This is a genomic window from Streptococcus parasalivarius, from assembly GCF_054785155.1.
This window is the reverse complement of record NZ_BAABOB010000009.1, coordinates 1-25,384: the sequence shown is the minus strand read 5'-3', so window position 1 is coordinate 25,384 and position 25,384 is coordinate 1. Positions and strand designations below refer to the sequence as shown.

At 38.3% G+C, this 25,384-nt stretch carries 26 protein-coding genes and 1 pseudogene; 24 read left to right on the top strand and 3 right to left on the bottom strand.

The window, feature by feature from the left end; genetic code table 11:
- Positions 1-58: 58 nt before the first annotated feature.
- The 11 genes from ACYVQ1_RS08875 (at position 59) to ACYVQ1_RS08825 (ending at position 10,379) form a co-directional block, all read left to right on the top strand.
- Complete coding sequence (locus tag ACYVQ1_RS08875) at positions 59-439, top strand: RidA family protein (protein WP_002891112.1); 381 nt, start codon at positions 59-61, stop codon at positions 437-439.
- A gap of 174 nt (positions 440-613) precedes the next feature.
- Positions 614-1,267, top strand: coding sequence for a 7-cyano-7-deazaguanine synthase QueC (gene queC, locus ACYVQ1_RS08870; RefSeq protein ID WP_004182407.1), 654 nt, complete (start codon positions 614-616; stop codon positions 1,265-1,267).
- A complete protein-coding gene (queD, locus tag ACYVQ1_RS08865) occupies positions 1,267-1,710 on the top strand; it encodes a 6-carboxytetrahydropterin synthase QueD (protein ID WP_022496684.1) in 444 nt (147 codons plus the stop codon). The genes queC and queD overlap by 1 nt, the downstream gene beginning before the upstream one ends.
- Positions 1,703-2,419, top strand: coding sequence for a 7-carboxy-7-deazaguanine synthase QueE (queE, locus tag ACYVQ1_RS08860; protein ID WP_104021045.1), 717 nt, complete (start codon positions 1,703-1,705; stop codon positions 2,417-2,419). Before queD ends, queE begins: the two co-directional genes overlap by 8 nt.
- Positions 2,420-2,541: 122 nt before the next feature.
- Positions 2,542-3,033, top strand: coding sequence for a preQ(1) synthase (gene queF, locus ACYVQ1_RS08855; RefSeq protein WP_003097375.1), 492 nt, complete (start codon positions 2,542-2,544; stop codon positions 3,031-3,033).
- A 262-nt stretch (positions 3,034-3,295) separates the two neighbouring features.
- On the top strand, positions 3,296-5,317 hold the full coding sequence (locus ACYVQ1_RS08850; RefSeq protein ID WP_461250451.1) for a CAP domain-containing protein: 2,022 nt from the start codon (positions 3,296-3,298) through the stop codon (positions 5,315-5,317).
- Between the two features lie 126 nt (positions 5,318-5,443).
- Entirely contained in the window at positions 5,444-6,214 is a 771-nt protein-coding gene (locus ACYVQ1_RS08845; protein ID WP_461250450.1) for a DUF1003 domain-containing protein, read from the top strand.
- Positions 6,195-7,085 carry an RNase adapter RapZ gene (rapZ, locus tag ACYVQ1_RS08840; RefSeq protein ID WP_461250449.1) on the top strand — a complete coding sequence of 297 codons (891 nt, stop codon included), beginning with the start codon at positions 6,195-6,197 and terminating at the stop codon, positions 7,083-7,085. The genes ACYVQ1_RS08845 and rapZ overlap by 20 nt, the downstream gene beginning before the upstream one ends.
- Entirely contained in the window at positions 7,082-8,056 is a 975-nt protein-coding gene (locus ACYVQ1_RS08835; protein ID WP_195414176.1) for a YvcK family protein, read from the top strand. Before rapZ ends, ACYVQ1_RS08835 begins: the two co-directional genes overlap by 4 nt.
- Positions 8,053-8,964 (top strand): DNA-binding protein WhiA, encoded by a 912-nt coding sequence (gene whiA, locus ACYVQ1_RS08830; protein ID WP_461250448.1) that lies wholly within the window; start codon positions 8,053-8,055, stop codon positions 8,962-8,964. Before ACYVQ1_RS08835 ends, whiA begins: the two co-directional genes overlap by 4 nt.
- Before the next feature lie 17 nt (positions 8,965-8,981).
- Positions 8,982-10,379 carry a C69 family dipeptidase gene (locus ACYVQ1_RS08825; RefSeq protein ID WP_461250447.1) on the top strand — a complete coding sequence of 466 codons (1,398 nt, stop codon included), beginning with the start codon at positions 8,982-8,984 and terminating at the stop codon, positions 10,377-10,379.
- 55 nt (positions 10,380-10,434) lie between these two features.
- Here ACYVQ1_RS08825 and ACYVQ1_RS08820 read toward each other — a convergent pair whose 3' ends face one another.
- On the bottom strand, positions 10,435-11,256 hold the full coding sequence (locus tag ACYVQ1_RS08820) for a PrsW family glutamic-type intramembrane protease (protein ID WP_461250446.1): 822 nt from the start codon (positions 11,254-11,256) through the stop codon (positions 10,435-10,437).
- Between the two features lie 157 nt (positions 11,257-11,413).
- On the opposite strand from ACYVQ1_RS08820, the gene ACYVQ1_RS08815 reads away from it, so the two are divergent.
- The 3 genes from ACYVQ1_RS08815 to ACYVQ1_RS08805 all read left to right on the top strand — a co-directional run bounded on the left by ACYVQ1_RS08815 (position 11,414) and on the right by ACYVQ1_RS08805 (position 14,031).
- Positions 11,414-12,958: a metal ABC transporter solute-binding protein, Zn/Mn family gene (locus ACYVQ1_RS08815; protein WP_461250445.1), complete on the top strand. Its 1,545-nt coding sequence runs from the start codon at positions 11,414-11,416 to the stop codon at positions 12,956-12,958.
- Between the two features lie 218 nt (positions 12,959-13,176).
- Positions 13,177-13,575, top strand: a complete 399-nt coding sequence (locus tag ACYVQ1_RS08810; RefSeq protein ID WP_004182418.1) for a hypothetical protein — start codon at positions 13,177-13,179, stop codon at positions 13,573-13,575.
- Between the two features lie 144 nt (positions 13,576-13,719).
- Complete coding sequence (locus ACYVQ1_RS08805; RefSeq protein ID WP_037600014.1) at positions 13,720-14,031, top strand: hypothetical protein; 312 nt, start codon at positions 13,720-13,722, stop codon at positions 14,029-14,031.
- Positions 14,032-14,085: 54 nt separating this feature from the next.
- On the opposite strand, the gene ACYVQ1_RS08800 is transcribed toward ACYVQ1_RS08805, so the two are convergent.
- Positions 14,086-15,093 carry a YeiH family protein gene (locus tag ACYVQ1_RS08800; RefSeq protein WP_461250444.1) on the bottom strand — a complete coding sequence of 336 codons (1,008 nt, stop codon included), beginning with the start codon at positions 15,091-15,093 and terminating at the stop codon, positions 14,086-14,088.
- 172 nt (positions 15,094-15,265) lie between these two features.
- On the opposite strand from ACYVQ1_RS08800, the gene ACYVQ1_RS08795 reads away from it, so the two are divergent.
- Positions 15,266-15,979 (top strand): glucosaminidase domain-containing protein, encoded by a 714-nt coding sequence (locus ACYVQ1_RS08795; RefSeq protein ID WP_461250443.1) that lies wholly within the window; start codon positions 15,266-15,268, stop codon positions 15,977-15,979.
- Positions 15,980-16,071: 92 nt separating this feature from the next.
- Here the strand turns inward: ACYVQ1_RS08795 and ACYVQ1_RS08790 are convergent, their stop codons facing one another.
- Entirely contained in the window at positions 16,072-16,980 is a 909-nt protein-coding gene (locus ACYVQ1_RS08790) for a LysR family transcriptional regulator (RefSeq protein WP_004182422.1), read from the bottom strand.
- 207 nt (positions 16,981-17,187) lie between these two features.
- Between ACYVQ1_RS08790 and glmS the strand changes: the two genes are divergently transcribed.
- The 9 genes and pseudogenes from glmS (at position 17,188) to adhP (ending at position 25,131) form a co-directional block, all read left to right on the top strand.
- Positions 17,188-18,996, top strand: a complete 1,809-nt coding sequence (glmS, locus tag ACYVQ1_RS08785) for a glutamine--fructose-6-phosphate transaminase (isomerizing) (protein WP_049545386.1) — start codon at positions 17,188-17,190, stop codon at positions 18,994-18,996.
- A 117-nt stretch (positions 18,997-19,113) separates the two neighbouring features.
- Positions 19,114-19,446, top strand: a complete 333-nt coding sequence (locus ACYVQ1_RS08780) for a zinc ribbon domain-containing protein YjdM (protein ID WP_002891088.1) — start codon at positions 19,114-19,116, stop codon at positions 19,444-19,446.
- Positions 19,447-19,646: 200 nt separating this feature from the next.
- Positions 19,647-20,288 carry an amino acid ABC transporter permease gene (locus tag ACYVQ1_RS08775; RefSeq protein WP_461250442.1) on the top strand — a complete coding sequence of 214 codons (642 nt, stop codon included), beginning with the start codon at positions 19,647-19,649 and terminating at the stop codon, positions 20,286-20,288.
- An 8-nt stretch (positions 20,289-20,296) separates the two neighbouring features.
- Complete coding sequence (locus tag ACYVQ1_RS08770; RefSeq protein WP_014634575.1) at positions 20,297-20,926, top strand: amino acid ABC transporter ATP-binding protein; 630 nt, start codon at positions 20,297-20,299, stop codon at positions 20,924-20,926.
- A gap of 12 nt (positions 20,927-20,938) precedes the next feature.
- Positions 20,939-21,790, top strand: coding sequence for an amino acid ABC transporter substrate-binding protein (locus tag ACYVQ1_RS08765; protein WP_461250441.1), 852 nt, complete (start codon positions 20,939-20,941; stop codon positions 21,788-21,790).
- 112 nt (positions 21,791-21,902) lie between these two features.
- Positions 21,903-23,318, top strand: a complete 1,416-nt coding sequence (locus ACYVQ1_RS08760; RefSeq protein ID WP_461250440.1) for a Y-family DNA polymerase — start codon at positions 21,903-21,905, stop codon at positions 23,316-23,318.
- The gene (locus ACYVQ1_RS08755; protein ID WP_368386380.1) at positions 23,315-23,692 is read left to right on the top strand and encodes a hypothetical protein; all 378 of its coding nucleotides are present in this window, start codon (positions 23,315-23,317) and stop codon (positions 23,690-23,692) included. Before ACYVQ1_RS08760 ends, ACYVQ1_RS08755 begins: the two co-directional genes overlap by 4 nt.
- Positions 23,670-23,951, top strand: a complete 282-nt coding sequence (locus tag ACYVQ1_RS08750; protein ID WP_155213077.1) for a DUF5960 family protein — start codon at positions 23,670-23,672, stop codon at positions 23,949-23,951. The genes ACYVQ1_RS08755 and ACYVQ1_RS08750 overlap by 23 nt, the downstream gene beginning before the upstream one ends.
- Before the next feature lie 160 nt (positions 23,952-24,111).
- Positions 24,112-25,131, top strand: a pseudogene (gene adhP / locus ACYVQ1_RS08745) (alcohol dehydrogenase AdhP).
- Positions 25,132-25,384: the final 253 nt, after the last annotated feature.

The window sequence follows — 25,384 nt, the reverse complement described above, 5'->3', positions numbered from 1 at the left end:
TTTCAATTTTCAGAATATTTTGTTATAATAGCAACATATTAGTCAAAGGAGAACTATCATGGCAAAAACTATTCATACTGATAAAGCACCAGCAGCAATCGGACCTTATGTTCAAGGTAAAATCGTTGGCAATCTTTTGTTCGCTTCTGGTCAAGTACCATTGTCACCAGAAACAGGTGAAATCATTGGCGAAACCATTCAAGAACAAACAGAACAAGTTCTTAAAAATGTTGGAGCTATTTTGGCAGAAGCTGGTACAGACTTTGACCACGTTGTCAAAACAACTTGCTTCCTAAGTGACATTAACGATTTCGTTCCATTTAACGAAGTGTATGCAACTGCCTTTACATCTGATTTTCCAGCACGTTCTGCAGTAGAAGTGGCACGCTTGCCAAAAGATGTTAAAATTGAAATCGAAGTTATTGCTGAGATTGATTAAGGAAGGGAGCCTTGGCTCTTTTCTTTTTTTCTCAACTATGATAAACTATTAAAGATAAATCATTTTCGATGTTTGGGAGACACCATCGCTAAAAAAAACCATTACTGGCGTTTTTTTGGCTCCCTCAAGGAGCCTTTTTATGTGTCTCAAACATCACGAATAAAGAGGAATATTATGAAACGTCAATCAGCTTTGGTCGTCTTTAGTGGCGGTCAAGATTCTACTACCTGCCTTTTTTGGGCTCTAAAACATTATGAAACAGTTGAATTAGTTACTTTTGCTTACGGACAACGTCATAGCTTAGAAATTGAAGTAGCTAAAGAGATCGCACAAGAACAAGGCCTCAAACACCATGTTTTGGATATGTCCTTGCTTGGTCAAATTACTGAAAATGCCCTAACATCTGATATTGAGATTGAGGCAGAAGAAGGAGAAGTTCCTAATACCTTTGTAGATGGCCGTAATCATCTCTTCCTTTCTTTTGCAGCTGTTCTGGCTAAGCAACGTGGTATCACTGACATTGTTACGGGTGTTTGTGAGACAGACTTTTCCGGTTATCCAGACTGTCGTGATGTTTTTGTCAAATCGCTTAATGTTACACTTAATCTTGCCATGGCCTATGATTTCGTTATCCAAACTCCTCTCATGTGGTTAGATAAGGCTGAGACTTGGGCTTTGGCTGATCAACTTGGAGCTTTCGACTACGTTCGTGAAAAAACGCTGACTTGTTATAACGGTATTATTGGGACTGGTTGTGGGGAATGTCCTGCCTGCCATTTGCGCCAAAAAGGACTTGAAAAATATCTAGCAGAAAGAGGAGAAGCTTAATGTTCTTTGCACCGAAAGAAATCAAAAAAGAAACAGGTGAGTCTTTGGTTTACAATTCTCACCGTACAATGGTTTCTAAAGAGTTTACTTTTGATGCTGCCCATCATCTCTTTCATTATGAAGGCAAATGCAAATCGCTTCATGGTCATACCTACCATCTTCAAATAGCAGTGAGTGGTTACTTGGATGAGCGTGGCATGACCTATGATTTTGGTGACCTTAAGAGCATTTACAAGGATCATTTGGAACCTCATCTGGATCACCGTTATCTCAATGAGACTTTGCCTTATATGAACACAACTGCGGAAAATATGGTTTTCTGGATTTTCCAGATGACGAGTCAACACCTGCCAGAGGAGAGGGGACTTCGTTTGGAATATGTACGCCTTTATGAGACACCGACAGCCTTTGCAGAGTTTAGACGGGAGTGGTTGGATGACTAGAGAACGTGTACTTAAACTGCCAGTGCTTGAAATTTTTGGACCGACTTTTCAAGGGGAAGGCCGAGCTATCGGTCAAAAGACTATGTTTGTAAGGACAGCAGGATGTGATTACCATTGTGATTGGTGTGATTCTGCCTTCACTTGGGACGGGTCAGAGAAGCCAATTCGTATGACAGCTGATGAAGTCATTGAAGCTTTGGATGCTCTAGGAACTTACGACTATGTTACTCTATCTGGAGGAAACCCAGCTCTGCTAGCAGCTAATATGGCTCAACTCGTTTCAAAACTCAAAGCAAGAGGCGTAACTCTGGCCGTTGAAACTCAGGGTTCTCGCTGGCAGGAGTGGCTCAAGGATATTGACCAAGTAACCCTAAGTCCTAAACCACCATCATCCAAGATGGAAGTCAATATGGAAACCCTTGACTTTATTGTTTCTCAGCTTGATCCTGATAAAGTTACCTTCAAGGTTCCTGTTTTCGATGATGCAGATTTAGCCTTTGCTAAAATGATTCAGGAACGTTATCAGCCAGATGTCATGTTTCTTTCAGCTGGTAATCCTGAACCTAAAGCAGAGGGTAATATTGTCCAACATCAATTAGATCGCCTAAAAGAACTGTGGGAGACTGTAGCTGCTGATAATTCGTGGGGCAATGTGCGTGTCCTCCCTCAGCTTCATACCCTACTCTATGATAATGAGCGTGGTGTCTAATCTTCACAGTCTATAAGATTAGAATTAATAGTATTTTGACTTTTTTGATGATTAAGATTAGAAATTGAGATTAAAAATCGACTATATAAAGGTCTAGAAAAATTAATAACGAAGGAAGAAAAATGTCACAACAAGAAGAAATGAAAAACCTCACTCTCCTTGGTAATAAGGAGACACCTTATATTTTTGAATACTCTCCACAAGTCTTGGAGTCTTTTGATAATCGTCACACTGATAATGATTACTTTATCAAATTCAACTGTCCAGAATTTACGTCACTTTGTCCTATTACTGGTCAACCTGATTTTGCAAGTATCTATATTTCTTATATTCCAGACCAGCTCTGCGTTGAGTCTAAATCTCTAAAGCTTTACCTCTTTAGTTACCGTAATCACGGAGATTTCCATGAAAACTGTATTAATACCATTGGTAAAGATTTGGTGGAGCTTTTGAACCCTCGTTACTTAGAAGTTTGGGGTAAATTTACACCTCGTGGTGGTATTTCTATTGACCCTTATTATAATTATGGCCGTCCAGAAACTAAGTATGAAAAGATGGCAGAGCAACGTCTTTTTAATCACGATCTTTACCCAGAAAATATTGATAATCGTTAATATCACGCTAAAAGTCCTTATGTTAAGGGCTTTTTTATTTTGTTAAACACCTGTCTTTAGGGTGTAAAAGAAAGATGATCAATTATTTTTTACAAGTAAAAGTAAGGTCATTGTTAGTTTTTTATTGGTCTGTTCTTAGAAACTTCTATTATTAAAATAATTTGACAATAGAAGTATTATCTCCTACAATTAAAATGTAAACAGAAGCGTAAGCGCTTGCTTATAAAAGGTATATTTGTTTTTAAAAAAGGGGATGAAGACAATGAGAAAAAGTTTACGTCTATTGTCGTGCGCTGTTTTAGGGGCAGCAATATTAGCACCAACGGTAGTTGGTAATGATCATGCACAGGCCGATAGTTATTATGGCCGAGGTTACCATAATAACTATTCTTATAATCCATGGTATAACAACTATTATCCAAACTATGGTTATAACTACGGATACAATGGTTATTATCCAGGCTATAATTACAATTATGGCTATAACTACGGTTACAATAATTACTATCCAAACTATAACTATGGCTATAATTATAACTATAATTATGGCTATAACAACTATAATCCTGGTTACAACAACTACAACGAATCAGGTACTTACCGCTATAGCAATGGTTACTTGTACTACATCTTGAGTGATGGTAGCTACTATGTTAACTATAACGGTCGTTGGGTTCGTGGTGGTGACTATAATAACAACAATAGTGGTTCTAACAATACACCAACGACAGGATATGAGGTTTTGAGAAATGACCCTCACTACCGTTACGAAAATGGTACTCACTATTATTTGAAAGATAATGGCGATTACTACTATTATTCAAATGGTAAGTGGGTGCTTGTTAAGGCTTCAAGCACAGATTCTGAAGCTCCAACAACTTCAACTGTAGATTCAACTTCATCAGCAAGTTCAGAAGTAGCCTCAACTGTGGATTCAACTTCATCAGCAAGTTCAGAAGTAGCTTCAACTGTAGATTCAACTTCATCAGCAAGTTCAGAAGTAGCCTCAACCGTGGATTCGACTTCATCAGCAAGTTCAGAAGTAGCGTCAACCGTAGATTCAACTTCATCAGCAAGTTCAGAAGCAGCGTCAACCGTAGATTCAACTTCGTCTGCAAGTTCAGAAGTAGCTTCAACTGTTGACTCAACTTCGTCTGCAAGCTCAGAAGTAGCTTCAACTGTAGATTCAACTTCGTCTGCAAGTTCAGAAGTAGCCTCAACTGTAGATTCAACTTCAGAAGCGGCTTCAACTGGTAACTCAAGTTCGACTGTAACTTCTGAATCTTCTTCAACAGCAACTTCAGAGACAGGTTCAACATCAGAAACAAGTTCTGAAGCTCCTGAACTTGAAAAACCACCATATGCGCCTGAAACAAACATTGACTATGATAAGTTGCCAAAACCAACATTGCCACCAACAGATTATCGCATGCACTCAGACCCACGATTTGTAGATGACAACGGTACGTATTACTACCGTGTCGCTATGACTGATGAGGAAAATGCGCGTGGTATCGATGGTTACTACAAATGGGTTGATGGTAAGTGGAAACTCTACAATGGTACTGCCAATGATGATCCTGAGCTTGATCCAGATTTCCATAAACCAGCAGGAAACGACGAATACATGTACGATGACAACGCATCAAGTGTTAAGTTGTATTCTGAAAATGTAGTTGGTACTGGTAAAGCGGGAGAAGCTCTTCCATTCCAAAATGTTGATGAATTCAAAGATTATGTTATTAAGAATCTTGCTCCAAAATTCATAGACAATGCTGGCTGGGATTGTAATGTAACTTGGGAAATTGAAGATGTTGACAACTTCAACGCTTCTAAGGGCAGTGCTTGGGCACGTGACTATGTTATTACAGCTAATCTCAAGAGCGGTGTTGACGACAAAAAATATAGTGATGTTGAATTTGGATATGTTAAATTTATTTATCATGTAGAATCAACTGAAAATTCTGACTATGTTGAAGTTGATTCAGCTAAGGCTGCCTTTAATGAAATCAATGCTCAACGTACAGCTGCCGGTTTACCAGCGCTTACTTGGTCTGATGATCTTTACAATAGCACAACTCTTCCACACGCCAAAGATATTTCACATACTTACAACAGTGACGGTATTGTTTACCGTCGTGAATCTGATGGTTCAGTTGTTGCAAATAAATGGTTGAGCAGTGGTATTCGTGAACTTCTCATGAGTCCAGATGCTACTCAAGCTGCAGTGGCTTGTGTTGTCGCAGGTGATGGTACTTACTACTGGACTTTGAATTACCAATAAGAAGATGTTAAATTAATTGTCCCAATAATGGAGGAGTCTAAGGTTAGTCTTGGACTCTTTTCCTTTATCTATTGAACGTTTAAGCTTTCAATATGGTATAATAGAGCCTAGAAAGAAGGCGAAAATATGCAGGTTAAGAGAGTTCAGGATTATATCTCTAAAGAGTGGTTCGATGAAACCGATGGCTCCTATTTCGAACGACTAAATAGTCGTTTGCAGGTGCTTTTGAAAAAAGATTACCCTGATTTACAAGGACATGATTTCATTAGTAATATTAGCCTTTTGGATTATAGGTTAGTTTTTCTCGACGAGATTATCGCAAATGCTAATGAGAAAAATGAGCACGTGCGTGAAACCGTTCATGATGTGACCAAGAGTTTACTCTACGAGGACCAGGATGTCCAGGAACAATTGGATAGTCGAATTACTTTTGGTCAAAAAGTGGCGGATGAAGTGGCCAGATTTGGTGGATCTTGGACTTTTATCTTATCATTCATTGCTTTTATGGCTATTTGGATGGGGCTAAATGTCGTCCAACCCTTTGGCATTGCCTTTGACAAGTATCCATTTATTCTGTTGAATCTCGCCTTATCTACACTGGCTGCAGTTCAGGCACCTCTGATTATGATGAGTCAGAATCGGGCATCGGATTACGATCGATTGCAAGCACGAAATGACTATCACGTCAATAAACAATCAAAGGAAGAAATCCGACTTTTACATGAAAAAATTGATCACTTGGTGCAACAAGACCAATCAGATTTGCTTACTATTCAAAAATTGCAGACAGAAATGATTATGGGGGTTAGCCAACAAGTTGAAAAAATGTCAGACGATATTCGTGTCTTGAAAGAAGAAAGACTAGAAAGGGAGTCTCATGGGAACGAAAAAAATTAATTTAGTTGTTGTAACAGGGATGAGCGGGGCAGGTAAGACTGTAGCGATTCAATCCTTTGAGGATATCGGATACTTCACTATTGATAATATGCCACCTTCTTTGGTACCAAAGGTTATCGAGTTGGTAAAACATAGTGAAGAGACAGATAAGATTGCTCTTGTCGTTGATATGCGAAGTCGCTTGTTCTTCGATGAAATCAACGATATTTTGGATAAATTGGAAAGCAATGAGGAACTTAATTTCAAGATTCTTTTCTTGGACGCTACGGATGGTGAATTGGTTTCTCGTTACAAAGAGACACGTCGTAGTCACCCACTGGCGGCAGATGGCCGTGTTTTGGATGGCATCAAGTTAGAGCGTGAGCTTTTGTCACCTCTTAAGAGTTTGAGTCAAAACGTAGTTGATACGACAGAATTGACTCCGCGTCAACTTCGTAAGGCTATTTCTGAACAGTTTTCATCTGAGCAAGACCAATCTTCTTTCCGTATTGAAGTTTTGAGTTTTGGTTTTAAATATGGACTGCCATTGGATGCAGATCTGGTTTTTGATGTCCGTTTTTTGCCAAACCCTTATTATGATCCTGCCCTTCGTAACCTCACAGGTTTGGATAAAGAGGTTTTTGATTACGTCATGAAGCATACGGAATCAGAAGACTTTTACAATCATTTGATACAGCTTATTAAACCAATCTTACCTGGCTACAAAAAAGAAGGTAAGTCTGTTCTTACTATTGCTGTTGGGTGTACAGGTGGTCAACACCGTAGTGTAGCTTTTGCACATCGTCTAGCCCAAGATCTAAAAAATGATTGGACAGTCAATGAAACACATCGTGATAAGGATCGACGTAAGGAGACGGTGAATCGTTCATGAAAAAACCAAGAATTACAGTAATAGGTGGGGGAACTGGTATTCCAGTCATTCTTCGTAGTTTACGCCATAAGGATGTTGATATCACTGCTGTGGTAACTGTAGCTGATGATGGCGGTTCTTCAGGAGATTTGCGTGATATCATGCAACTGACACCTCCAGGGGATTTGCGTAATGTTTTGGTAGCTATGAGTGATATGCCTAAACTTTATGAAAGAGTTTTCCAATATCGTTTTGATAAAACCGATGGCGCTTTGGCCGGTCATCCACTCGGAAATCTAATCATCGCTGGAATTTCAGAAATGCAGGGATCTACCTATAATGCCATGCAGCTTCTGACGAAGTTTTTCCACGTCACAGGTAAGATTTATCCTGCCAGTGAGACTGCCTTGACGCTTCATGCCGTTTTTCAAGATGGTCATGAAGTAGCAGGTGAGAGTAGTATTGCCCAGTACGATGGCATGATTGAGCGCGTTTATGTGACCAATACCTATAATGATGAAGAGCCTAAGGCCAGTCGTAAGGTTGTTGATGCTATTATAAATAGTGATATGATTGTTTTAGGTCCTGGGTCTCTCTATACATCGATTTTGCCCAACCTGGTGATACCAGAGATTCGTCAGGCTCTTATTGAGACCAAGGCTGATGTCACATACATTTGTAATATTATGACGCAGTACGGAGAAACTGAGCAATTCTCAGATGCCGACCATGTGGCTGTTCTTAATCGTCATCTTGGCTCCGATGTGATTGACAATGTCTTAGTTAATATCAAGAAAGTGCCTAAGGAATACATGGCAAGTAATAAATTTGATGAATACCTTGTTCAGGTTGAGCATGATTTTGAGGGCTTACGTCGTGAAGCAAAAACAGTTGTGTCTTCTAATTTTTTGCGACTTGAAAATGGTGGTGCCTTCCACCATGGTGACTTGGTAGTGGATGAGCTCATGCATCTAGTGAGGAATAAGTCATGAGTTTCACAATTAAGGTTAAAGAAGAGATAATTGCAGCTTCAAGCAAAGACAAGGCTGAATTGTCGGCATTGATTAAGATGTCTGGTTCTGTTGGATTGACCAACCAAGGATTGACTCTTTCCATCTCAACAGAAAATGCAAAGATTGCGCGACATATCTACCAATTAATGGAAAGTCGTTATCAGAGTAATCCTGAATTGAGACATCATAACAAGACTAATCTCAAGAAAAATCGTGTTTACACGGTTTTTGTAGCCGACCATGTCAATGATATTTTGTCCGATTTACAATTGGCGGATTCTTTCTTTGGCTTTGAAACAGGCATCGAAACATCAATAATGGAAGATGACGAAGCTGGAAGATCCTATTTACGAGGTGCTTTTTTGGCGACTGGAACAGTTCGTGATCCTGAAAAAGGCCGTTATCAATTAGAGATTTTTTCCGTTTACCAAGACCACGCAGAGGACTTGGCTTCTCTCATGAAAAAATTTATGCTCGATGCCAAGGTTCTGAGTCATAAAAATGGTTTTGTGACCTATCTTCAAAAAGCTGAGGATATTATGGATTTCCTCCTTGTTATTGGTGCAATGAACTCTAAGGATACCTATGAAGAGGTCAAAATTATGCGAGAGACCAGAAATGATCTGAATCGTGCCAATAATGCGGAAACAGCTAATATTGCTAGAACGATTAGTGCTAGTATGAAAACAATTAATAATATTATCAAGATTATGGATACGGTTGGCTTGGAGATTTTACCTGTGGAGCTGCGCCAAATTGCCCAACTCCGTATTGCCAATCCAGATTACTCTATCCAGCAAATCGCAGATAGTATAGAACCTCCTCTGACCAAGAGTGGTGTCAACCATCGTCTCAGAAAAATCAATAAAATTGCGGACGATTTGTAAGTAGAAAGGAAGCTTTTATGGCTTGTACAACGATTTTAGTAGGTAAGAAAGCCTCATATGACGGCTCTACCATGATTGCACGTACTGAGGATTCTCAATCAGGCGTTTTTACGCCCAAAGAATTTCTCGTCGTGACCCCTGAAGACCAACCGAGTCATTATCAGTCTGTGCTTAGTAATTTTTCAATTGATTTGCCAGATAATCCTCTACGTTATACTTCTGTTCCAGATGCACTTGGTAAAGACGGTATCTGGGGTGAAGCTGGTATTAACTCATCTAATGTTGCCATGAGTGCAACAGAAACAATCACCACCAATGCGCGTGTACTCGGTGCAGACCCTCTTGTTAAAGATGGTTTTGGAGAAGAGGATATGTTAACATTGGTCTTGCCATATATCAAGACGGCGCGTGAAGGTGTCCTTCGTTTGGGGCAACTTCTTGAAACTTACGGAACTTACGAATCTAATGGTATTGCTTTCTCAGATACTGAAGAAATTTGGTGGCTAGAGACCATTGGTGGTCACCATTGGATTGCAAGACGTGTTCCAGACGATGCCTATGTCACTAACCCAAACCAACTTGGCATCGATCATTATGAGTTTGAAAATCCAGACGACTATTTAGCCTCACCAGACATTCGAGATTTTATTAATAAACATCACTTGGATTTGACTTATTCTAATGAACACTTTAATCCACGTTATGCTTTTGGTAGCCAACGAGATAAGGATCGTCATTATAATACACCACGTGCCTGGGCAATGCAGAAATTCTTGAACCCAGAAAAAGATTATGATCCAAAATCATTCTTTATTCCATGGTGTCAAAAACCATACCGCAAAATTACAGTTGAAGATGTTAAATATGTCTTGAGTCTTCATTACCAAGATACACCTTATGATCCTTATGGACCTCAAGGAGATGCGGTGAGTCAACGCCAATTCCGTCCAATCGGTATCAACCGTACTAGTCAAACAGCTCTCTTGCAAATGCGTCCTAACAAACCATCAGAAACGACAGGAATTCAGTGGTTAGCCTATGGATCAATGCCATTTGGTACAATGGTTCCATTCTGGACTCAAGTCGGAACAACACCTGCTTATTTCCGTCAAACGACTGATAAAGTGGATACAGGTAATTTCTACTGGAGTAATCGCTTGATTGCTGCTATCTGTGATCCTCATTTCCAACAGCATGAAGCTGATTTGGATGCTTATGTAGAAACAACTATGGCTCTTGGCCATGCTATGATTAATCATGTAGATACTGCTTTAGCAAATGGTGAGAGTATTGATTTTGAAGCTGAAAATCAAAAAATTAGTGATAAGATTCAGTCAGAAACAGATAAACTATTGGCAAAAGTCTTAGATGATGCAAGTAATTTGATGACCAATCGTTTTTCTATGAGTGATTAAAGTCATCAAAAAAGCCTTTCCATAAAATTGGAAAGGTTTTTTAGTATTGTAAACATTACTTGTTTTCTTTATCCAGTTTCGAGAGGAGCTGATAAAGCGTAATAAAGAAGAAAAGATCGAGTGAAATGAGAAGGCCTGATGCCCATGGCAAATCGCTTTCTAAATTTCGAAGAGGTGAATTCCAAGCAAAGTGTGCAGTAAAAGCACCGCAAGCATAAAGTATACCAATAAGACTGTATTTAGAATTAATGAGTTTTTGACGGGAACGCCATATAAGGACTAGCCCCATAGCAAGGAAGGATGTGTAAAGCCAGTGAGACGATACAGCACCAATAGTTCGACCAAGAATACCTGAAATCGTATAAGAAAAACCATCAGGTAAATCTGAAAGAATATAGGAGAAGTCTTCACTAATCTGGAAGCCCAGCCCCGCCGTAATAGCGACAAGCAAGAGTCCCTTGTAACTTTTTGTTGGCACCATATAGATAGCAAAGAGAAAAGCTGCCAGTTTTAGGGGTTCTTCAACTAGGGGAGCCATAAGGGCATCCTCAAAGCGGTAGAAGAAGCTCTTTGAAGAAAGATGAGCAGTCACCCAGTCGTGAGAAATGGTATTGGCATAACCAGCTATCCATCCTGTGATAAAGACTCCACCAATTAGAGCAAATATGAGAACAAGTGGTTTCACCTGCCATCTCTTGCCTAAGTACTGGATCAGAAATATTCCTGGTACGATATAACATAAGGCAATCAGTGTTGATAGTCCAATAATACCGTATGCCGAACCAGATAAAGCGCCTGAAGTGTATGATTGCGTATCATAAGTCAGGCCTATGGCTGAAAGCAATAAAAAAAGATATAGGGTTAATTTACGAAACATGTATAACCTACTTTCCAAATGATATTTCCAGTATATCAAATAATTCTTTCTCGTCGAAATATTTCAATTTTTTTATTTTAGGACTTGCAAAATAAATGAAGTGTGATATACTTAACCAGTAAACTATTAACTGGTTAAGTATTTTGAAAGGAATAACATGAAAAAGAAACGCATTTTTGCCCTAGCAGGATTAGCAACAGTTGTTTTAGCTGCTGGTGCAGGTATTTATTATACGACTAGTCACCACGGTTCAAAAGGAAATGGTGACTTGAAGGTTGTGACCAGCTTTTACCCTGTTTATGAATTTACCAAGCAGGTTGTTGGAGATGAGGGAGAGGTGTCTTATCTTATTCCCGCTGGTAGTGAAGCCCACGATTTCCAACCATCTACTAAGAATGTCGCTGACATTGAAAAAGCAGACACTTTCGTCTACCTAAATGAAAATATGGAAACCTGGGTTCCAAAAGTTGAAAAGTCTATCAACAAAAAAAATACAAAAGTCATTAAGGCAAGTCAAGGCATGGTTCTTTTACCTGGAACAGAGGAAGAAGATCATGATCACGGTGGAGAAGAACATCACCACGAATATGATCCCCATGTTTGGCTCTCACCTAAACGTTCTCAAAAATTAGTTGAAACTATTAGAGACGGTTTGATTGCTCAGCATCCAGATAAAAAAGCAGTCTTTACAACCAATGCCGAGAAATACCTTAAAAAATTAAAGACTTTGGATAAGGAGTATACTGAAGCCTTTAGTCAAGCAAAACAGAAAAGTTTTGTTACTCAGCACTCAGCTTTTGCCTACCTTGCCTTAGATTACGGTTTGACACAGGTACCAATTTCAGGTGTTTCAGCTGAGTCCGACCCTTCTGCAAAACGTATCGCTAGCCTTTCTAAGTATGTCAAAGAATATGATATTAATTATATCTATTTTGAGGAAAATGCTTCAAGTAGTGTTGCTAAAACCTTAGCTAACGAAGTAGGAGTTAAGACAGCAGTTTTAAATCCAATTGAATCACTAACTAAGGAACAGTTGAAAAAAGGTGAAGACTATGTCAGTGTTATGACTGAGAACCTAAAAAGTCTTCGTTTAACAACGGACGTTGAAGGTAAAGCTATCCAACCTGAAACAGGAAGTGATGACAAGAAAACGGTTCAAAATGGTTACTTCGATGACAAAGATGTTAAAGATAGAGAACTTTCGGATTGGTCAGGGGAGTGGCAATCGGTCTATCCTTATCTTCAAGATGGTACTTTAGATCAAGTATTTGAATACAAATCTCTTTTGAATAAGGATAAAACAGCACAAGAGTATAAAGAATACTACACTAAGGGCTATCAAACAGATGTTTCTAAAATTGCTATTGATGGTAAAAAGATGACCATGACTTTCACAAAGAATGATGGAAGTAGTGTGACACATACTTATCGTTATGATGGGTATAAGATTTTGACCTATGCTTCTGGTAAAAAAGGTGTTCGTTATCTCTTTACAGCAACTGATAGTCAAGCAGCAGATAACCCTTACCAGTATGTCCAATTTTCAGATCATCAAATAGATCCAACAAGTTCAGCACATTTCCATATTTTCTTTGGAAATAGTAGCCAAGATGAGATTCTAAAAGAAATGGATAATTGGCCAACTTACTATCCTGGAAAACTTAGTGGCTTTGAAATTGCACAGGAAATGGTTAGCCATTAATACTAGAAATGCACTCATTCGTGAGTGTTTTTCTTTTTTTAAAAAATCTTTCATTTCTTAAACTCTTAGAAAATTGCTAGTGTCATTACTTTTAAACAGAAATTTAAAGCATCGTATTTTTTCTAAAAAAATCCTGTAAAAAATTAAATAATTACTACATTTTTTCATTCTTTAGTGGTACAATAATAGTACGATTTTCAGATGACCAGGAGAGACCCATGAACCAGTATTTAGTAGCGATACATTATATTCAACTGCTTCAAGCAGAACTCGATATTCTAAATCATGATGCGCGCTTGCTTTTTGATTTAAAGATTGAACCAAATCTTGCTAAAAGAGAGCTTGCTGACTTGAAAGTATCCCTATCTAAATTATCTGACAAAAACCTTTATATCGAAGGTACAATCTGGTATCAGCCAAGTTTGTTTGCAATCATTGATCAAAATTTAGGGGTTATTGATGACTGGCTCAAGGAATTAGATGACTTCTTTGAATTTACCTATAGTACAACAGTTTTCACTGTTTTAAAAGAAAATGAAAATCGAAGTTACGACTTATTACTTGGTCTCTATAGCCGTCTTGAATACGTTATTTCAGAAATAAAAAATTGCCGTTAGATGACTAACGGCTTTTAGTATATAGAAAAATTAGGTTCTATTTTAAATATCAAATAATTTGACAAAATACCCAAATGTGTGTAAAATAAAATTTGAAAATACTCTAATAAAAATAATGTTAAGTTAAAGGAAGATAATAATTAAGTGAGTAAGCAGGGGTTGAAATTGGGGGATTTTGTTAAATATTATTTGGTGAGCCTTGTGTCGCTGAGCTTTTTATGTCTTATTTTGTATGGGCTATATTCTTTAAACGGGCTCATTCCTTTTTCTCTAGATAGAGCTTCAGGTCTTGAAGTTAGGCATTATTCAGGACAGACCACCTCTTCTGTAAAAAAAGATGGTGATTATAAGGTTCAGGATATTAGTGGTGAAACTAAGAGCTACAATGTTGATTTGAAAGTAACAAACGATGGGGATAAGGTTATCCAAACCTATGTCTTTGAGTATAAAAAATGATTCTATAATAAAAACTCACAGTCTTAGCCAGATTGTGAGTTTTTTAGATGTCTTTTACCAAAGTCCTAATATCTTTTGCATGAGAAGAGAAGCAAGACTAATTAATAACCAACAGACTCCTCCCACTAGAAGTGCTGAGCCTCCTTTAGTGATTAGTTTTTTGAGATTTGTTTGGAAACCGATAGCTGTCATTGCCATAATAATCATAAATTTTGAAAGGTCTTTTAATGGTGAAAAGACGGCAGGTGTTACACCGAGTGACATAGCAACAGTTGTAATCAGTGAGGCCAAAAGGAACCAAAGGATAAAGTTAGGCACTGCTTTGCTTAGCGAGAATGCTTCCTTTGTATTATCCTTTCGTGACTGCCATACAGATAGACCAAGAGTTATAGGGATGATAGCAAGTGTTCGAGTCAATTTAACAATTGTTGCTTGCTCTAGGATAGATGTTCCATGTAAGCTATCCCAAGAACTAGCTGTAGCAGTTACAGAAGAAGTATCGTTGACAGCTGTTCCAGCAAATATGGCAAAGCCTTGATTACTAAGTCCCAACCAAGATCCCAAGTGAGGAAAGATTAAAGCTGCTAAGATGTTAAAAAAGAAAATTACCGAGATTGCTGTTGCAATAGATTCATCTTTTGCCTTGATTACAGGTGCAGTTGCAGCAATAGCAGAACCTCCACAGATTGAAGAACCAACCCCTACTAAAGTAGTAATTTCGCTATCTATCTTAAATAGCTTTTGGATGAAGTAAGCAGTAACGAGTGCCGTAGCAATAGTGGCTAAAATGATAGGAAGTGAGGTTAAGCCAACTTGGAAAACTTGAGAAAGGTTTAGCCCAAATCCTAGAAGAATAACAGCGTATTGTAATACTTTTTTTGATGTAAACTGCATCCCAGTTTTGAGCTTTTCAGAGTCTGTCACTACAATGCCAAGTAAGAGGCCAATGAAAAGACCAATGACAGGCCCTCCAATAATAGGAAATAAGACTCCAAGAGTCCAGGCTACAAGCGAAATAAGTATTGCAATACTTATACCAGGTAAGAATGATTTGATTTTCATTTTTCATCTCCTTAAAAATTACCCACATTGTATCTTATTATTTAGGATATGTAAAGGTGTTATTAGGGATAGTTTTTAGGGGAAACTATCCCTATAACTTGCTAAGGAGTGTTATTTCTGATAGAATAGTATTAAAATATTATAATTGAAAATTTTATGAAGGAAGGGTTGTATGTATCGTCATTTAAAGAAGTATATGATTTTTATCGTAGGAGCTTTCATTTGTTCTCTTTTTTTGGTTCTAGCTTTTACAACAGATAGAAAAAATGATAACAGTGTTAATGCTAAAGCTGAAGCTGCCTACAATCAAACTACGACGGCTTTTATTGATAGTATCGGAGAGACTGCGAGACAGATTGGTCAAGATTACAATATCTATGCTTCTGTTCTAATTGCTCAAGCTATTTTGGAATCAAATTCAGGTCAGTCAGGTTTGAGTCAGGCTCCTTATTACAACTTCTTCGGGATTAAGGGATCTTATAATGGGAATTCTGTGACCATGCGTACTTGGGAAGACGATGGTACAGGGAAGACTTATGAGATTGATGAACCTTTCCGTTCTTATGGAAGTCTGAGTGATTCTTTAGCCGATTATGCTGCTTTGATGACGTCATCAACTTATGCTGGCACTTGGAAATCAAATACAGGTAGTTATGCAGATGCCACTCAGGCACTGACAGGGACTTATGCTACAGATAGTCTTTACGCTTCTAAATTAAATAGCATTATTGCATACTATGGTTTGACTGCCTATGATCAAGCTCCAGTTACCCAAGCAACTGGTTCAACAAGTGGCCTTGTTTGGAACAGCTATAGAGGCTCATACACAGATGCTGAGACCTTATCTATAGATGAGGCCTGGGCAAGCTATAAAAATTATAAATAACAATGAGAGTCGAAAGGCTCTTTTTTTGTGCTTTGAATTGGATAGTTTTGGCGATAAAAAGTCCCCAACATTATGTGCTGGGGACTAACCTATTAGTTGTCAAAAGTGACTTCTTTAACGAGGTTATCAAGGAATTTTTCCCCCATTTTAGAGAGGGTTGCCTTTTCATGCTTCAAGTAAACAATATCAATTTCATCATCAATACCAAGTGGGATAGAGACAATGTTATCACCATTCAAATTACTATTTAAAATACCTGTAGCAATGGTGTAACCATCCAAACCGATTAATAGGTTGAAGAGTGTCGCTCGGTCTGAAACCACGATAGACTTTTTATGGGGAATCTGAGAGAGAATCTCTTCAGAATAGTAGAAGGAATTATGAATCCCCTGATCATAGCTAAGGTATGGAAATTCTTCTAAATCCTCCAAAGAGACAACTTCATGCTTAGCCAATGGGTTTGACTTGCTGACAAAGATATGGGGTCTAGCTTTGAAGAGACTGGTATATGTGAGACGGTTGTCGTCAAACATCTTAGTCAAGACATCTCGGTTATAGCTGTTAAGGAAGAGAACACCAATTTCTGAACGGAAGTTCTTAACGTCTTCAATAATTTCGTAAGTACGTGTTTCACGTAAGAAGAGCTCGTAACGTGTCATATCCGCTCTCTTAAGAAGTGAGACGAAAGCATTGACAACAAAAGCGTAGTGTTGAGAGGAAACACTAAACAATTCACGTGTTTCTGTGTGACTCTTGTAGCGTTCTTCCAAGAGATTTGTTTGTTCCACTACCTGACGGGCATAAGAGAGAAATTCAACTCCATCCTTAGTTAAGGTGATTCCCTTAGGGTTACGGATAAAGATATCGATTCCCATTTCTCTTTCCAAGTCACGAACAGCATTTGAAAGACTTGGTTGCGTAATGAAAAGTTGTTTTGCAGCTTCATTCATTGAGCCGGTTTCGACGATTTTGATAATATAATGTAATTGTTGAATTCGCATAGCCTTATTATAGCATATTTTAAGGATTATTCCTTAGGATAAGGAGCGACTAAAAGGTCTTTTTAGGACTATACCAATTTTTATGCTTGACAATGCCAAATATATCGAATATACTGTCCTCGTTAAGCTTTTTAAAGAGCTTATTGACTATACCAATTTTAAATGAAGGAGACATGACCTCTTTGATCAGAGGTTATTATTAAAAATATGTGTGGAATTGTTGGTGTTGTAGGTAACACAAATGCAACTGATATCTTGATTCAAGGACTTGAAAAGCTAGAATACCGTGGTTATGATTCAGCTGGTATCTTTGTAGCTGGCGATGCATCTAGTCAATTGGTTAAGGCTGTTGGCCGTATTGCGGAACTTGCTGCTAAAACTGAAGGAGTAGAAGGCACAGCTGGTATTGGACATACTCGTTGGGCAACTCACGGTAAACCAACAGAGGACAATGCTCACCCACACCGCTCAGAAACAGAACGTTTTGTTTTGGTTCACAATGGTGTTATTGAAAACTATCTTGAAATTAAGGAAGAATACCTTTCTGGTCACCATTTCAAAGGCCAAACTGATACTGAAATTGCAGTTCACTTGATTGGAAAATTCGTTGAAGAAGATGGTTTGTCAACTCTTGAAGCATTCAAGAAAGCTCTTCACATTATCCGTGGATCATATGCCTTCGCTCTTATGGATTCTGAAGATGCCTCAACAATTTACGTGGCAAAAAACAAATCACCACTTTTGATTGGTCTTGGTGATGGCTATAACATGGTCTGCTCAGATGCCATGGCTATGATTCGCGAAACTAATCAATACATGGAAATTCACGATCAAGAGTTAGTTATCGTGAAAGCTGATAGTGTTGAAGTTCAAGATTATGATGGTACTGTTAAAGAACGTGATAGCTATACAGCTGAACTTGACCTATCTGATATTGGTAAAGGCACTTACCCTTACTACATGCTCAAAGAAATCGATGAGCAACCAACAGTGATGCGTAAGCTTATCCAAGCCTACACAGATGACAAGGGACAAGTGACTGTAGATGCTGATATTATCAAGGCTGTTCAAGAGGCTGATCGTATCTATATCCTTGCGGCAGGAACATCATATCATGCTGGTTTTGCTTCTAAGAAGATGCTTGAAGAATTAACGGATACACCAGTTGAACTTGGTATTTCTTCTGAGTGGGGTTATGGTATGCCACTCCTTAGCAAGAAACCTCTCTTTGTCTTTATTAGTCAATCAGGTGAAACAGCAGATAGCCGTCAGGTTCTTGTTAAAGCTAACGAGTTGGGTATTCCAAGTTTGACAGTGACAAACGTTCCGGGATCTACTCTTTCTCGTGAAGCTGACCACACGATGCTTCTTCATGCTGGCCCAGAAATTGCCGTAGCTTCTACTAAAGCTTACACTGCTCAGATAGCAGCTCTTGCCTTCTTGGCTAAAGCAGTCGGTGAAGCTAATGGCAATGAAAAAGCTAAAGCTTTCGACTTGGTACATGAATTGTCACTTGTAGCACAATCTATCGAATCAACACTCTCTGAAAAAGAAGTTATTGACGAGAAAGTGGCAGCTCTTCTTGCAGAAACACGTAACGCTTTCTATATTGGTCGTGGTCAAGATTACTATGTTGCTATGGAAGCCAGTCTTAAATTGAAAGAAATCTCATATATCCAATGTGAAGGTTTTGCAGCAGGTGAGTTGAAACACGGAACGATTGCTTTGATCGAAGATGGTACACCTGTTATTGCGCTCTTGTCTGACGCTGTTCTTGCTAGCCACACTCGTGGTAATATTCAAGAGGTAGCTGCTCGTGGTGCTAAAGTGTTGACTATTGCTGAGGAAAATGTTGCTAAAGAAGGTGATGACATCGTTCTTAATAATGTTCACCCTTACTTGTCACCAATTTCAATGGTTGTACCGACACAATTGATTGCTTACTTTGCAACACTTCATCGTGGACTTGACGTCGATAAACCACGTAACTTGGCTAAATCAGTTACTGTTGAATAAAAATACTAACATCTCTTACAGTGTAAGGGATGTTGTTTGTTTTTATCCTTTTTACCCTTGCTTAATTGGAGAATCTAAAGTAGAATAGTATCTATATCACAATCTTAGGAGAGAATTATGTCATTACCAAATTGTCCAAAATGTAACTCAGAGTATGTTTATGAAGATGGAATCTTGCTTGTATGTCCTGAATGTGCCTATGAGTGGGATCCAAACGAAGTTGCAGAAGAAGAAGGACTTGTGGTTCTTGATAGCAATGGAACACGTCTTGCTGACGGTGATACTGTTACAGTTATTAAAGATTTGAAAGTGAAAGGTGCGCCAAAAGATATTAAACAAGGCACACGTGTTAAAAATATTCGTTTGGTTGAAGGTGACCATAACATTGATTGTAAGATTGATGGTTTTGGCGCTATGAAACTTAAATCTGAATTTGTTAAGAAAATCTAAAATAAGCTTTAGGGATGCTAGACTTAAATATTGTTTGTTTCTCAGGACAGACTATTTAAGTCTCCCAGGAGTGTGATTATGAACTCATTTTGAAAATTGGGTCTAGTCGCACTCCTTTTTACTATTTTCAAAATCTTATATCATTTTTTCAAAAAAATTGGTATAATATTCAATAATACTAAATAATTATAGGAGTTTATATGTCATACGTTTTGGAAGTATTACCAGCCCTTTTGAACGGTGCGGTAGTCACACTTCAAGTATTTTTCATTGTTATCGTACTGTCGATTCCATTAGGGATTGTACTTGCTTTCTTAATGCAGATTAAATTCAAACCTTTAAATTGGTTATTAACCTTTTACGTTTGGATTATGCGTGGAACGCCTCTCCTTTTACAATTGATCTTCGTTTATTACGTTCTTCCAAGTGTTGGGATTGTCTTTGATCGTCTACCAGCTGCTATTCTTGCTTTTACACTTAATTATGCAGCTTATTTCGCAGAGATTTTCCGTGGAGGAATCTTGGCTATTCCGAAAGGACAATACGAAGCAGCAAAAATGCTTAAACTTAGTCCTTTCCAAACCGTCCGCTACATTATCCTTCCTCAGGTAGTCAAGATTGTCTTGCCAAGTATCTTTAACGAGATTATTAACTTGGTTAAGGATTCATCATTGGTTTATGTGCTTGGGGTTGGAGACCTTCTTTTGGAAAGTCGTACCGCTGCGAACCGTGATGCGACCTTAGCACCGATGTTTGTGGCCGGAGCTATTTATCTTATCCTTGTGGGTGTGGTAACTGTAGCTTCGAAAAACATAGAAAAGAAATTCAACTATTATAAATAGGAGACCTTATGTTAGAATTAAAAAATATTTCCAAGCAATTTGGTCAACACAAAATTTTTGATAAGTATAATCTGACAGTAGAAGAAGGAAAAATCTTGGCTATTGTCGGACCATCTGGTGGTGGTAAAACGACTCTCTTGCGTATGCTAGCAGGACTTGAAACCATTGATTCAGGACAAATTATTTATGAAAATGAAGAGATTCCTTTGGATCAGATGGAAAGTCGTAATTTGCTCGGTTTTGTCTTCCAAGATTTCCAACTGTTTCCACATTTAACAGTCTTAGACAATCTAACGCTTTCGCCAATTAAGACGATGGGAATGTCTAAGGAGGATGCTCAGAAAAAAGCTCAAGCTCTGCTTGACCGTTTAGGCCTTGGAGCTCACGGAAATGCTTATCCTTACTCTCTTTCTGGGGGACAAAAACAACGTGTTGCATTTGCGCGTGCTATGATGATTGATCCGAAAATTGTCGGCTATGATGAACCAACATCAGCTCTTGACCCTGAGTTGCGTCAAGAAGTGGAGAAATTGATTTTGCAGAATCGTGAGACTGGGATTACGCAAATCGTTATCACTCACGATATGCAGTTTGCACAGCACATCGCCGATGAGATTGTCACTATCAATCCAAAATAGTGAGGATTTTCCATGAAAAAAATAGTAAAAACGATTTTGCTAGGCTGTCTTGTCATTTTGCCTTTGTTTACGCTATCAGCTTGCAGCTCGCGCTCACATTTTGCAACTCAGAAAGATCAGTGGCAAACCTATACCAAAGAAAAGAAAATCAAAATTGGTTTTGATGCAACCTTTGTTCCTATGGGATATGAGGAAAAGAATGGTAGCTATGTTGGTTTTGATATTGATCTTGCAACTGCAGTCTTTAAATTGTATGGTATCGATGTTGAATGGCAGGCTATTGACTGGGATATGAAAGAAACAGAACTGAAGAATGGGACAATTGACCTCATTTGGAATGGTTATTCGGTCACGGATGAGCGTAAGCAGTCTGCGGACTTCACGGAACCTTATATGGTCAATGAACAAGTACTGGTAACCAAAAAGTCTTCGGGAATTGATTCTGTTGCTGGAATGTCAGGTAAGACCTTAGGTGCCCAAGCAGGGTCTTCCGGTTATGATGCTTTCAATGCTTCTCCGAAGATTTTGAAGGATATCGTTGCCAACCAAAAAGCAGTCCAATATTCTACCTTTACTCAAGCCTTGATTGACCTTGATAGTGGACGTATTGACGGTCTATTGATTGACCGTGTGTATGCTAATTACTACTTAGAAAAATCAGGGGTTCTGGATCAGTATAATGTTATGCCTGCTGGTTATGAAGGTGAAAGCTTTGCTGTAGGTGCTCGTAAGGCAGATAAGACACTGATCAAAAAAATCAATCAAGGATTTAGAACCCTTTATAAAAAAGGAGAATTCCAAAAGATTTCTAACAAGTGGTTTGGTGAAGATGTTGCCACAGACCAAGTTAAAGGGAAAAAATAGAAGGATAACAACATTCTAGAAGGGATGTTGTTATTTTTTATGGAAAATACTTGAAATATAAGAAATTATAATTTATACTATTGTTAGTTTATAAACTAACGAAAGGGCGAGCATGGGATATTTTGATTATTCAAGAGAACCGCAAAGTGATATTGCTTTTGTAGATATGAAATCTTTCTATGCAAGTGTGGAGTGTGTTGAACGTGGACTGCACCCTCTTAAGACCTCTCTATGTGTGATGAGTAGGGCTGAAAATGCGAATGGTTTGATACTAGCCTCTTCCCCTATATTTAAGCAAGTTTTTGGCAAGTCAAATGTTAGTCGTTCTTATGACTTACCTTTTGACATTCATTCTCGTAAGTTTCATTATTATAATGCCAAAAAGCAGGGACTTCCAACGGATAGAGATTTTGTAGATTACATCGAATCTTGGGCCAAGGTTACCTTTATCGTTCCTCCTAGAATGGATCTCTATATAAAAAAGAATATCCAGATTCAACACATTTTCCAGAATTATGCCAGTGTTGAAGATATTCTTCCCTATTCCATTGATGAGGGTTTCATTGATCTCACGTCGTCACTGAATTACTTTATTCCCGATAGGACTGTTACTAGAAAAGATAAGTTAGATATGATTTCAGGGCGTATTCAAAGAGATATTTGGAGGGAGACAGGTATTTACTCGACAGTTGGAATGTCCAACAGCAATCCCTTATTGGCTAAGTTAGCTCTTGATAATGAGGCTAAACATACGGCTACTATGAGAGCCAACTGGTCCTATGAAGATGTCGAGACTAAGGTTTGGAATATTCCCCATATGACTGATTTCTGGGGGATTGGTAAGCGGATGGAGAAGCGGCTAAACAAGTTGGGAATTTGCTCCATTCGAGAACTTGCTAATAGCAATCCTGATATTCTTAAAAAGGAGTTAGGTATTGTAGGTTTAGACCTCTTTTTTCATGCTAACGGTATTGATGAGAGTAATGTTCATAAACCTTATAAACCAAAGTCACATGGCTTAGGAAATTCTCAAATCTTACCACGAGACTATGAGCGTCAAGCTGATATTGAATTGATTCTAAGAGAGATGGCGGAACAAGTAGCCATTAGGTTAAGACGAGCTTATAAGAAAGCTTGTCAAGTTTCCATTAGCATTGGATTTTCAAAGTTAGAGGGCAAGCGTTCGCTACAAGCACAGATGAAGATTGAACCTGCTAATAACACAAGGATATTAATAGGACATGTCATTGCACTCTTTAGGAAGAAATATCAAGGAGGGGCTGTTCGAAGTGTGAGTGTCTCTTATGCAAATTTTGTAGATGAAGGGTTTCAAATGCTTTCTTTATTTGATAATCCAGATGACATTGATAAAGAAGAAAGGCTTCAGTCAGCTATAGATAGTATTCGTCAGGAATTTGGCTTTACGACCATTCAAAAAGCAACTTCTTTACAGGAGGCATCTAGGAGTCTTGCTCGAAGTAAGCTTATTGGTGGACACTCGGCTGGGGGATTAGATGGCTTAAAATGATAGACCGCAGTTACCTTCCCTTTCAATCAGCTAGGGAACATAAAGATAGGGGAATGATGAAGTGGATGGGCTTTTTCTTGTCGGAACACACAAGTTCCCTACATGAAGATAAGACTAAAGAAAATCTTACGAGTCATTTGGATGATTTAGAGAAGTTTACTTTATTAAACCAGCTTTATTCAGGTCAATTATTGGGAAATTTCCAGATAAAGGATCAAGGTAGGCGCTGTAGATGTAGTGGCTATGTGGTTGACTTGGATTTTAATCAAGTTACTATAAAATCTTGCAAGCGACATAAATGTATTCTAACAAAGGATATATTAGAAATTAGTTTGGGAGTTGAAAACATAGATGAGGAAGAGAAAAATTTATGATGATAAACTTCAAATTGACTATTTTTCTGATAGCTATTTAAAATTTGAAGAAGACTTTTATCGCTATTCTGCCATGGATATTCCCTTAACCTTTTTGACGGATGATATCCTTAGAGAGATGGCTATCAGTCAAAAGAATTATTTTCTACTCAATAAAGAGAATGCTAGAGATGGACGCAATCATTATTTTCATTTTGAAGTCAGCCTACTGGACTCCAAGACACTCGTGAGACAGTATAGGTATCTTGGAAATGATTGAAGCATAGCTATATCAACATCAAAAACAGGACTTATCGAATTTGTATAGAGAATTTTCAAGAAGTTTTCGCAAGTTAAGAAAGTCTTTATGTAAGCGTCGACATTGCCTATGTAAGTGCTATAATGAAGGTGTTAAAAGTTATCATATGGAGGTAACTAAGATGAGAGCAGTTGTTGTTAATCAAGCAAGTACAGGTGTTGAAGTTGTTGATCATGAAAAACCAGCAGTAGTAGGTCATGGCCAAGCTTTGGTTAAAGTTGAGTACTGTGGCGTTTGTCATACTGACCTTCACGTAGCTCATGGAGACTTTGGTCAAGTACCAGGTCGTATACTGGGCCACGAAGGTATTGGTATTGTCGAAGAAGTTGGCGAAGGGGTTGAAACACTTAAAAAAGGTGACCGCGTATCAATCGCTTGGTTCTTCGAATGATGTGGTTGTTGTGAATACTGTATAACTGGTCGTGAAACACTCTGTCGTTCTGTAAAAAATGCTGGTTATAGTGTTGATGGTGGTATGAGTGACTATGCTTTGGTTACCGCTGACTATGCTGTGAAAGTTCCAGAAGGACTTAATCCTGCTCAAGCTTCATCTATTACCTGTGCGGGAGTTACAACATATAAAGCTATCAAAGAAGCTAAAGTTGAACCTGGTCAATGGGTAGCTATTTATGGCGCTGGAGGACTAGGTAACTTGGCTATTCAATATGCTAAGAAAGTTTTCAATGCACGAGTAGTGGCTGTTGATATCAACCAAGATAAACTTGATTTGGCTAAAGAATCTGGTGCTGATTTAGTGGTGAACGGTAAAGAAGTTGAAGATGTAGCAGGCTATATCCAAGAAAAAACTGGTGGTATACACAGTGCTGTTGTAACCGCTGTTTCTAAGGTTGCTTTCAATCAGGCTATCGATAGTGTACGTGCTGGTGGAACAGTCGTTGCGGTTGGTCTCCCATCTGAATATATGGAACTCTCAATTGTCAAAACAGTTCTAGATGGTATCCGTGTTGTTGGATCTCTTGTAGGTACACGTAAAGACTTAGAAGAAGCCTTCGACTTTGGTGCACAAGGATTGGTAGTACCGGTTGTTGAAACTGTTCCTGTTGATACAGCGGTAGAAGTCTTTGATCAAATGGAAAAAGGTGAAATTCAAGGACGTAAAGTATTGGATTTCACTAAGTAAGCAAACATCTATCTATGCTATCCTGACTATGTGGAGAGTCGAGTGATGTAAACTTGTACTGATACCAGAAAGTTAGACAAATAATTTAGTGAAAGACTTAGTTTTCTACTGTATAGGACTAAGTCCTTTTCTACCATTTGTCAAGCATGTCAAGGCATTTGATAAAAAATAGATCGAATTCCATAGTCAAACTAAGGAATTTGTCTATTTTTGAACTAAGGTTCAGTGTAAAAAGTGTACGCAAAAACAACGC

Coding starts and splice junctions, on each gene's coding strand:
- ACYVQ1_RS08875 (WP_002891112.1), top strand. CDS start 59: ATGGCAAAAACTATTCATACTGATAAAGCACCAGCAGCAATCGGACCT.
- queC (WP_004182407.1), top strand. CDS start 614: ATGAAACGTCAATCAGCTTTGGTCGTCTTTAGTGGCGGTCAAGATTCT.
- queD (WP_022496684.1), top strand. CDS start 1,267: ATGTTCTTTGCACCGAAAGAAATCAAAAAAGAAACAGGTGAGTCTTTG.
- queE (WP_104021045.1), top strand. CDS start 1,703: ATGACTAGAGAACGTGTACTTAAACTGCCAGTGCTTGAAATTTTTGGA.
- queF (WP_003097375.1), top strand. CDS start 2,542: ATGTCACAACAAGAAGAAATGAAAAACCTCACTCTCCTTGGTAATAAG.
- ACYVQ1_RS08850 (WP_461250451.1), top strand. CDS start 3,296: ATGAGAAAAAGTTTACGTCTATTGTCGTGCGCTGTTTTAGGGGCAGCA.
- ACYVQ1_RS08845 (WP_461250450.1), top strand. CDS start 5,444: ATGCAGGTTAAGAGAGTTCAGGATTATATCTCTAAAGAGTGGTTCGAT.
- rapZ (WP_461250449.1), top strand. CDS start 6,195: ATGGGAACGAAAAAAATTAATTTAGTTGTTGTAACAGGGATGAGCGGG.
- ACYVQ1_RS08835 (WP_195414176.1), top strand. CDS start 7,082: ATGAAAAAACCAAGAATTACAGTAATAGGTGGGGGAACTGGTATTCCA.
- whiA (WP_461250448.1), top strand. CDS start 8,053: ATGAGTTTCACAATTAAGGTTAAAGAAGAGATAATTGCAGCTTCAAGC.
- ACYVQ1_RS08825 (WP_461250447.1), top strand. CDS start 8,982: ATGGCTTGTACAACGATTTTAGTAGGTAAGAAAGCCTCATATGACGGC.
- ACYVQ1_RS08820 (WP_461250446.1), bottom strand. CDS start 11,256: ATGTTTCGTAAATTAACCCTATATCTTTTTTTATTGCTTTCAGCCATA.
- ACYVQ1_RS08815 (WP_461250445.1), top strand. CDS start 11,414: ATGAAAAAGAAACGCATTTTTGCCCTAGCAGGATTAGCAACAGTTGTT.
- ACYVQ1_RS08810 (WP_004182418.1), top strand. CDS start 13,177: ATGAACCAGTATTTAGTAGCGATACATTATATTCAACTGCTTCAAGCA.
- ACYVQ1_RS08800 (WP_461250444.1), bottom strand. CDS start 15,093: ATGAAAATCAAATCATTCTTACCTGGTATAAGTATTGCAATACTTATT.
- ACYVQ1_RS08795 (WP_461250443.1), top strand. CDS start 15,266: ATGTATCGTCATTTAAAGAAGTATATGATTTTTATCGTAGGAGCTTTC.
- ACYVQ1_RS08790 (WP_004182422.1), bottom strand. CDS start 16,980: ATGCGAATTCAACAATTACATTATATTATCAAAATCGTCGAAACCGGC.
- glmS (WP_049545386.1), top strand. CDS start 17,188: ATGTGTGGAATTGTTGGTGTTGTAGGTAACACAAATGCAACTGATATC.
- ACYVQ1_RS08780 (WP_002891088.1), top strand. CDS start 19,114: ATGTCATTACCAAATTGTCCAAAATGTAACTCAGAGTATGTTTATGAA.
- ACYVQ1_RS08775 (WP_461250442.1), top strand. CDS start 19,647: ATGTCATACGTTTTGGAAGTATTACCAGCCCTTTTGAACGGTGCGGTA.
- ACYVQ1_RS08770 (WP_014634575.1), top strand. CDS start 20,297: ATGTTAGAATTAAAAAATATTTCCAAGCAATTTGGTCAACACAAAATT.
- ACYVQ1_RS08765 (WP_461250441.1), top strand. CDS start 20,939: ATGAAAAAAATAGTAAAAACGATTTTGCTAGGCTGTCTTGTCATTTTG.
- ACYVQ1_RS08760 (WP_461250440.1), top strand. CDS start 21,903: ATGGGATATTTTGATTATTCAAGAGAACCGCAAAGTGATATTGCTTTT.
- ACYVQ1_RS08755 (WP_368386380.1), top strand. CDS start 23,315: ATGATAGACCGCAGTTACCTTCCCTTTCAATCAGCTAGGGAACATAAA.
- ACYVQ1_RS08750 (WP_155213077.1), top strand. CDS start 23,670: ATGAGGAAGAGAAAAATTTATGATGATAAACTTCAAATTGACTATTTT.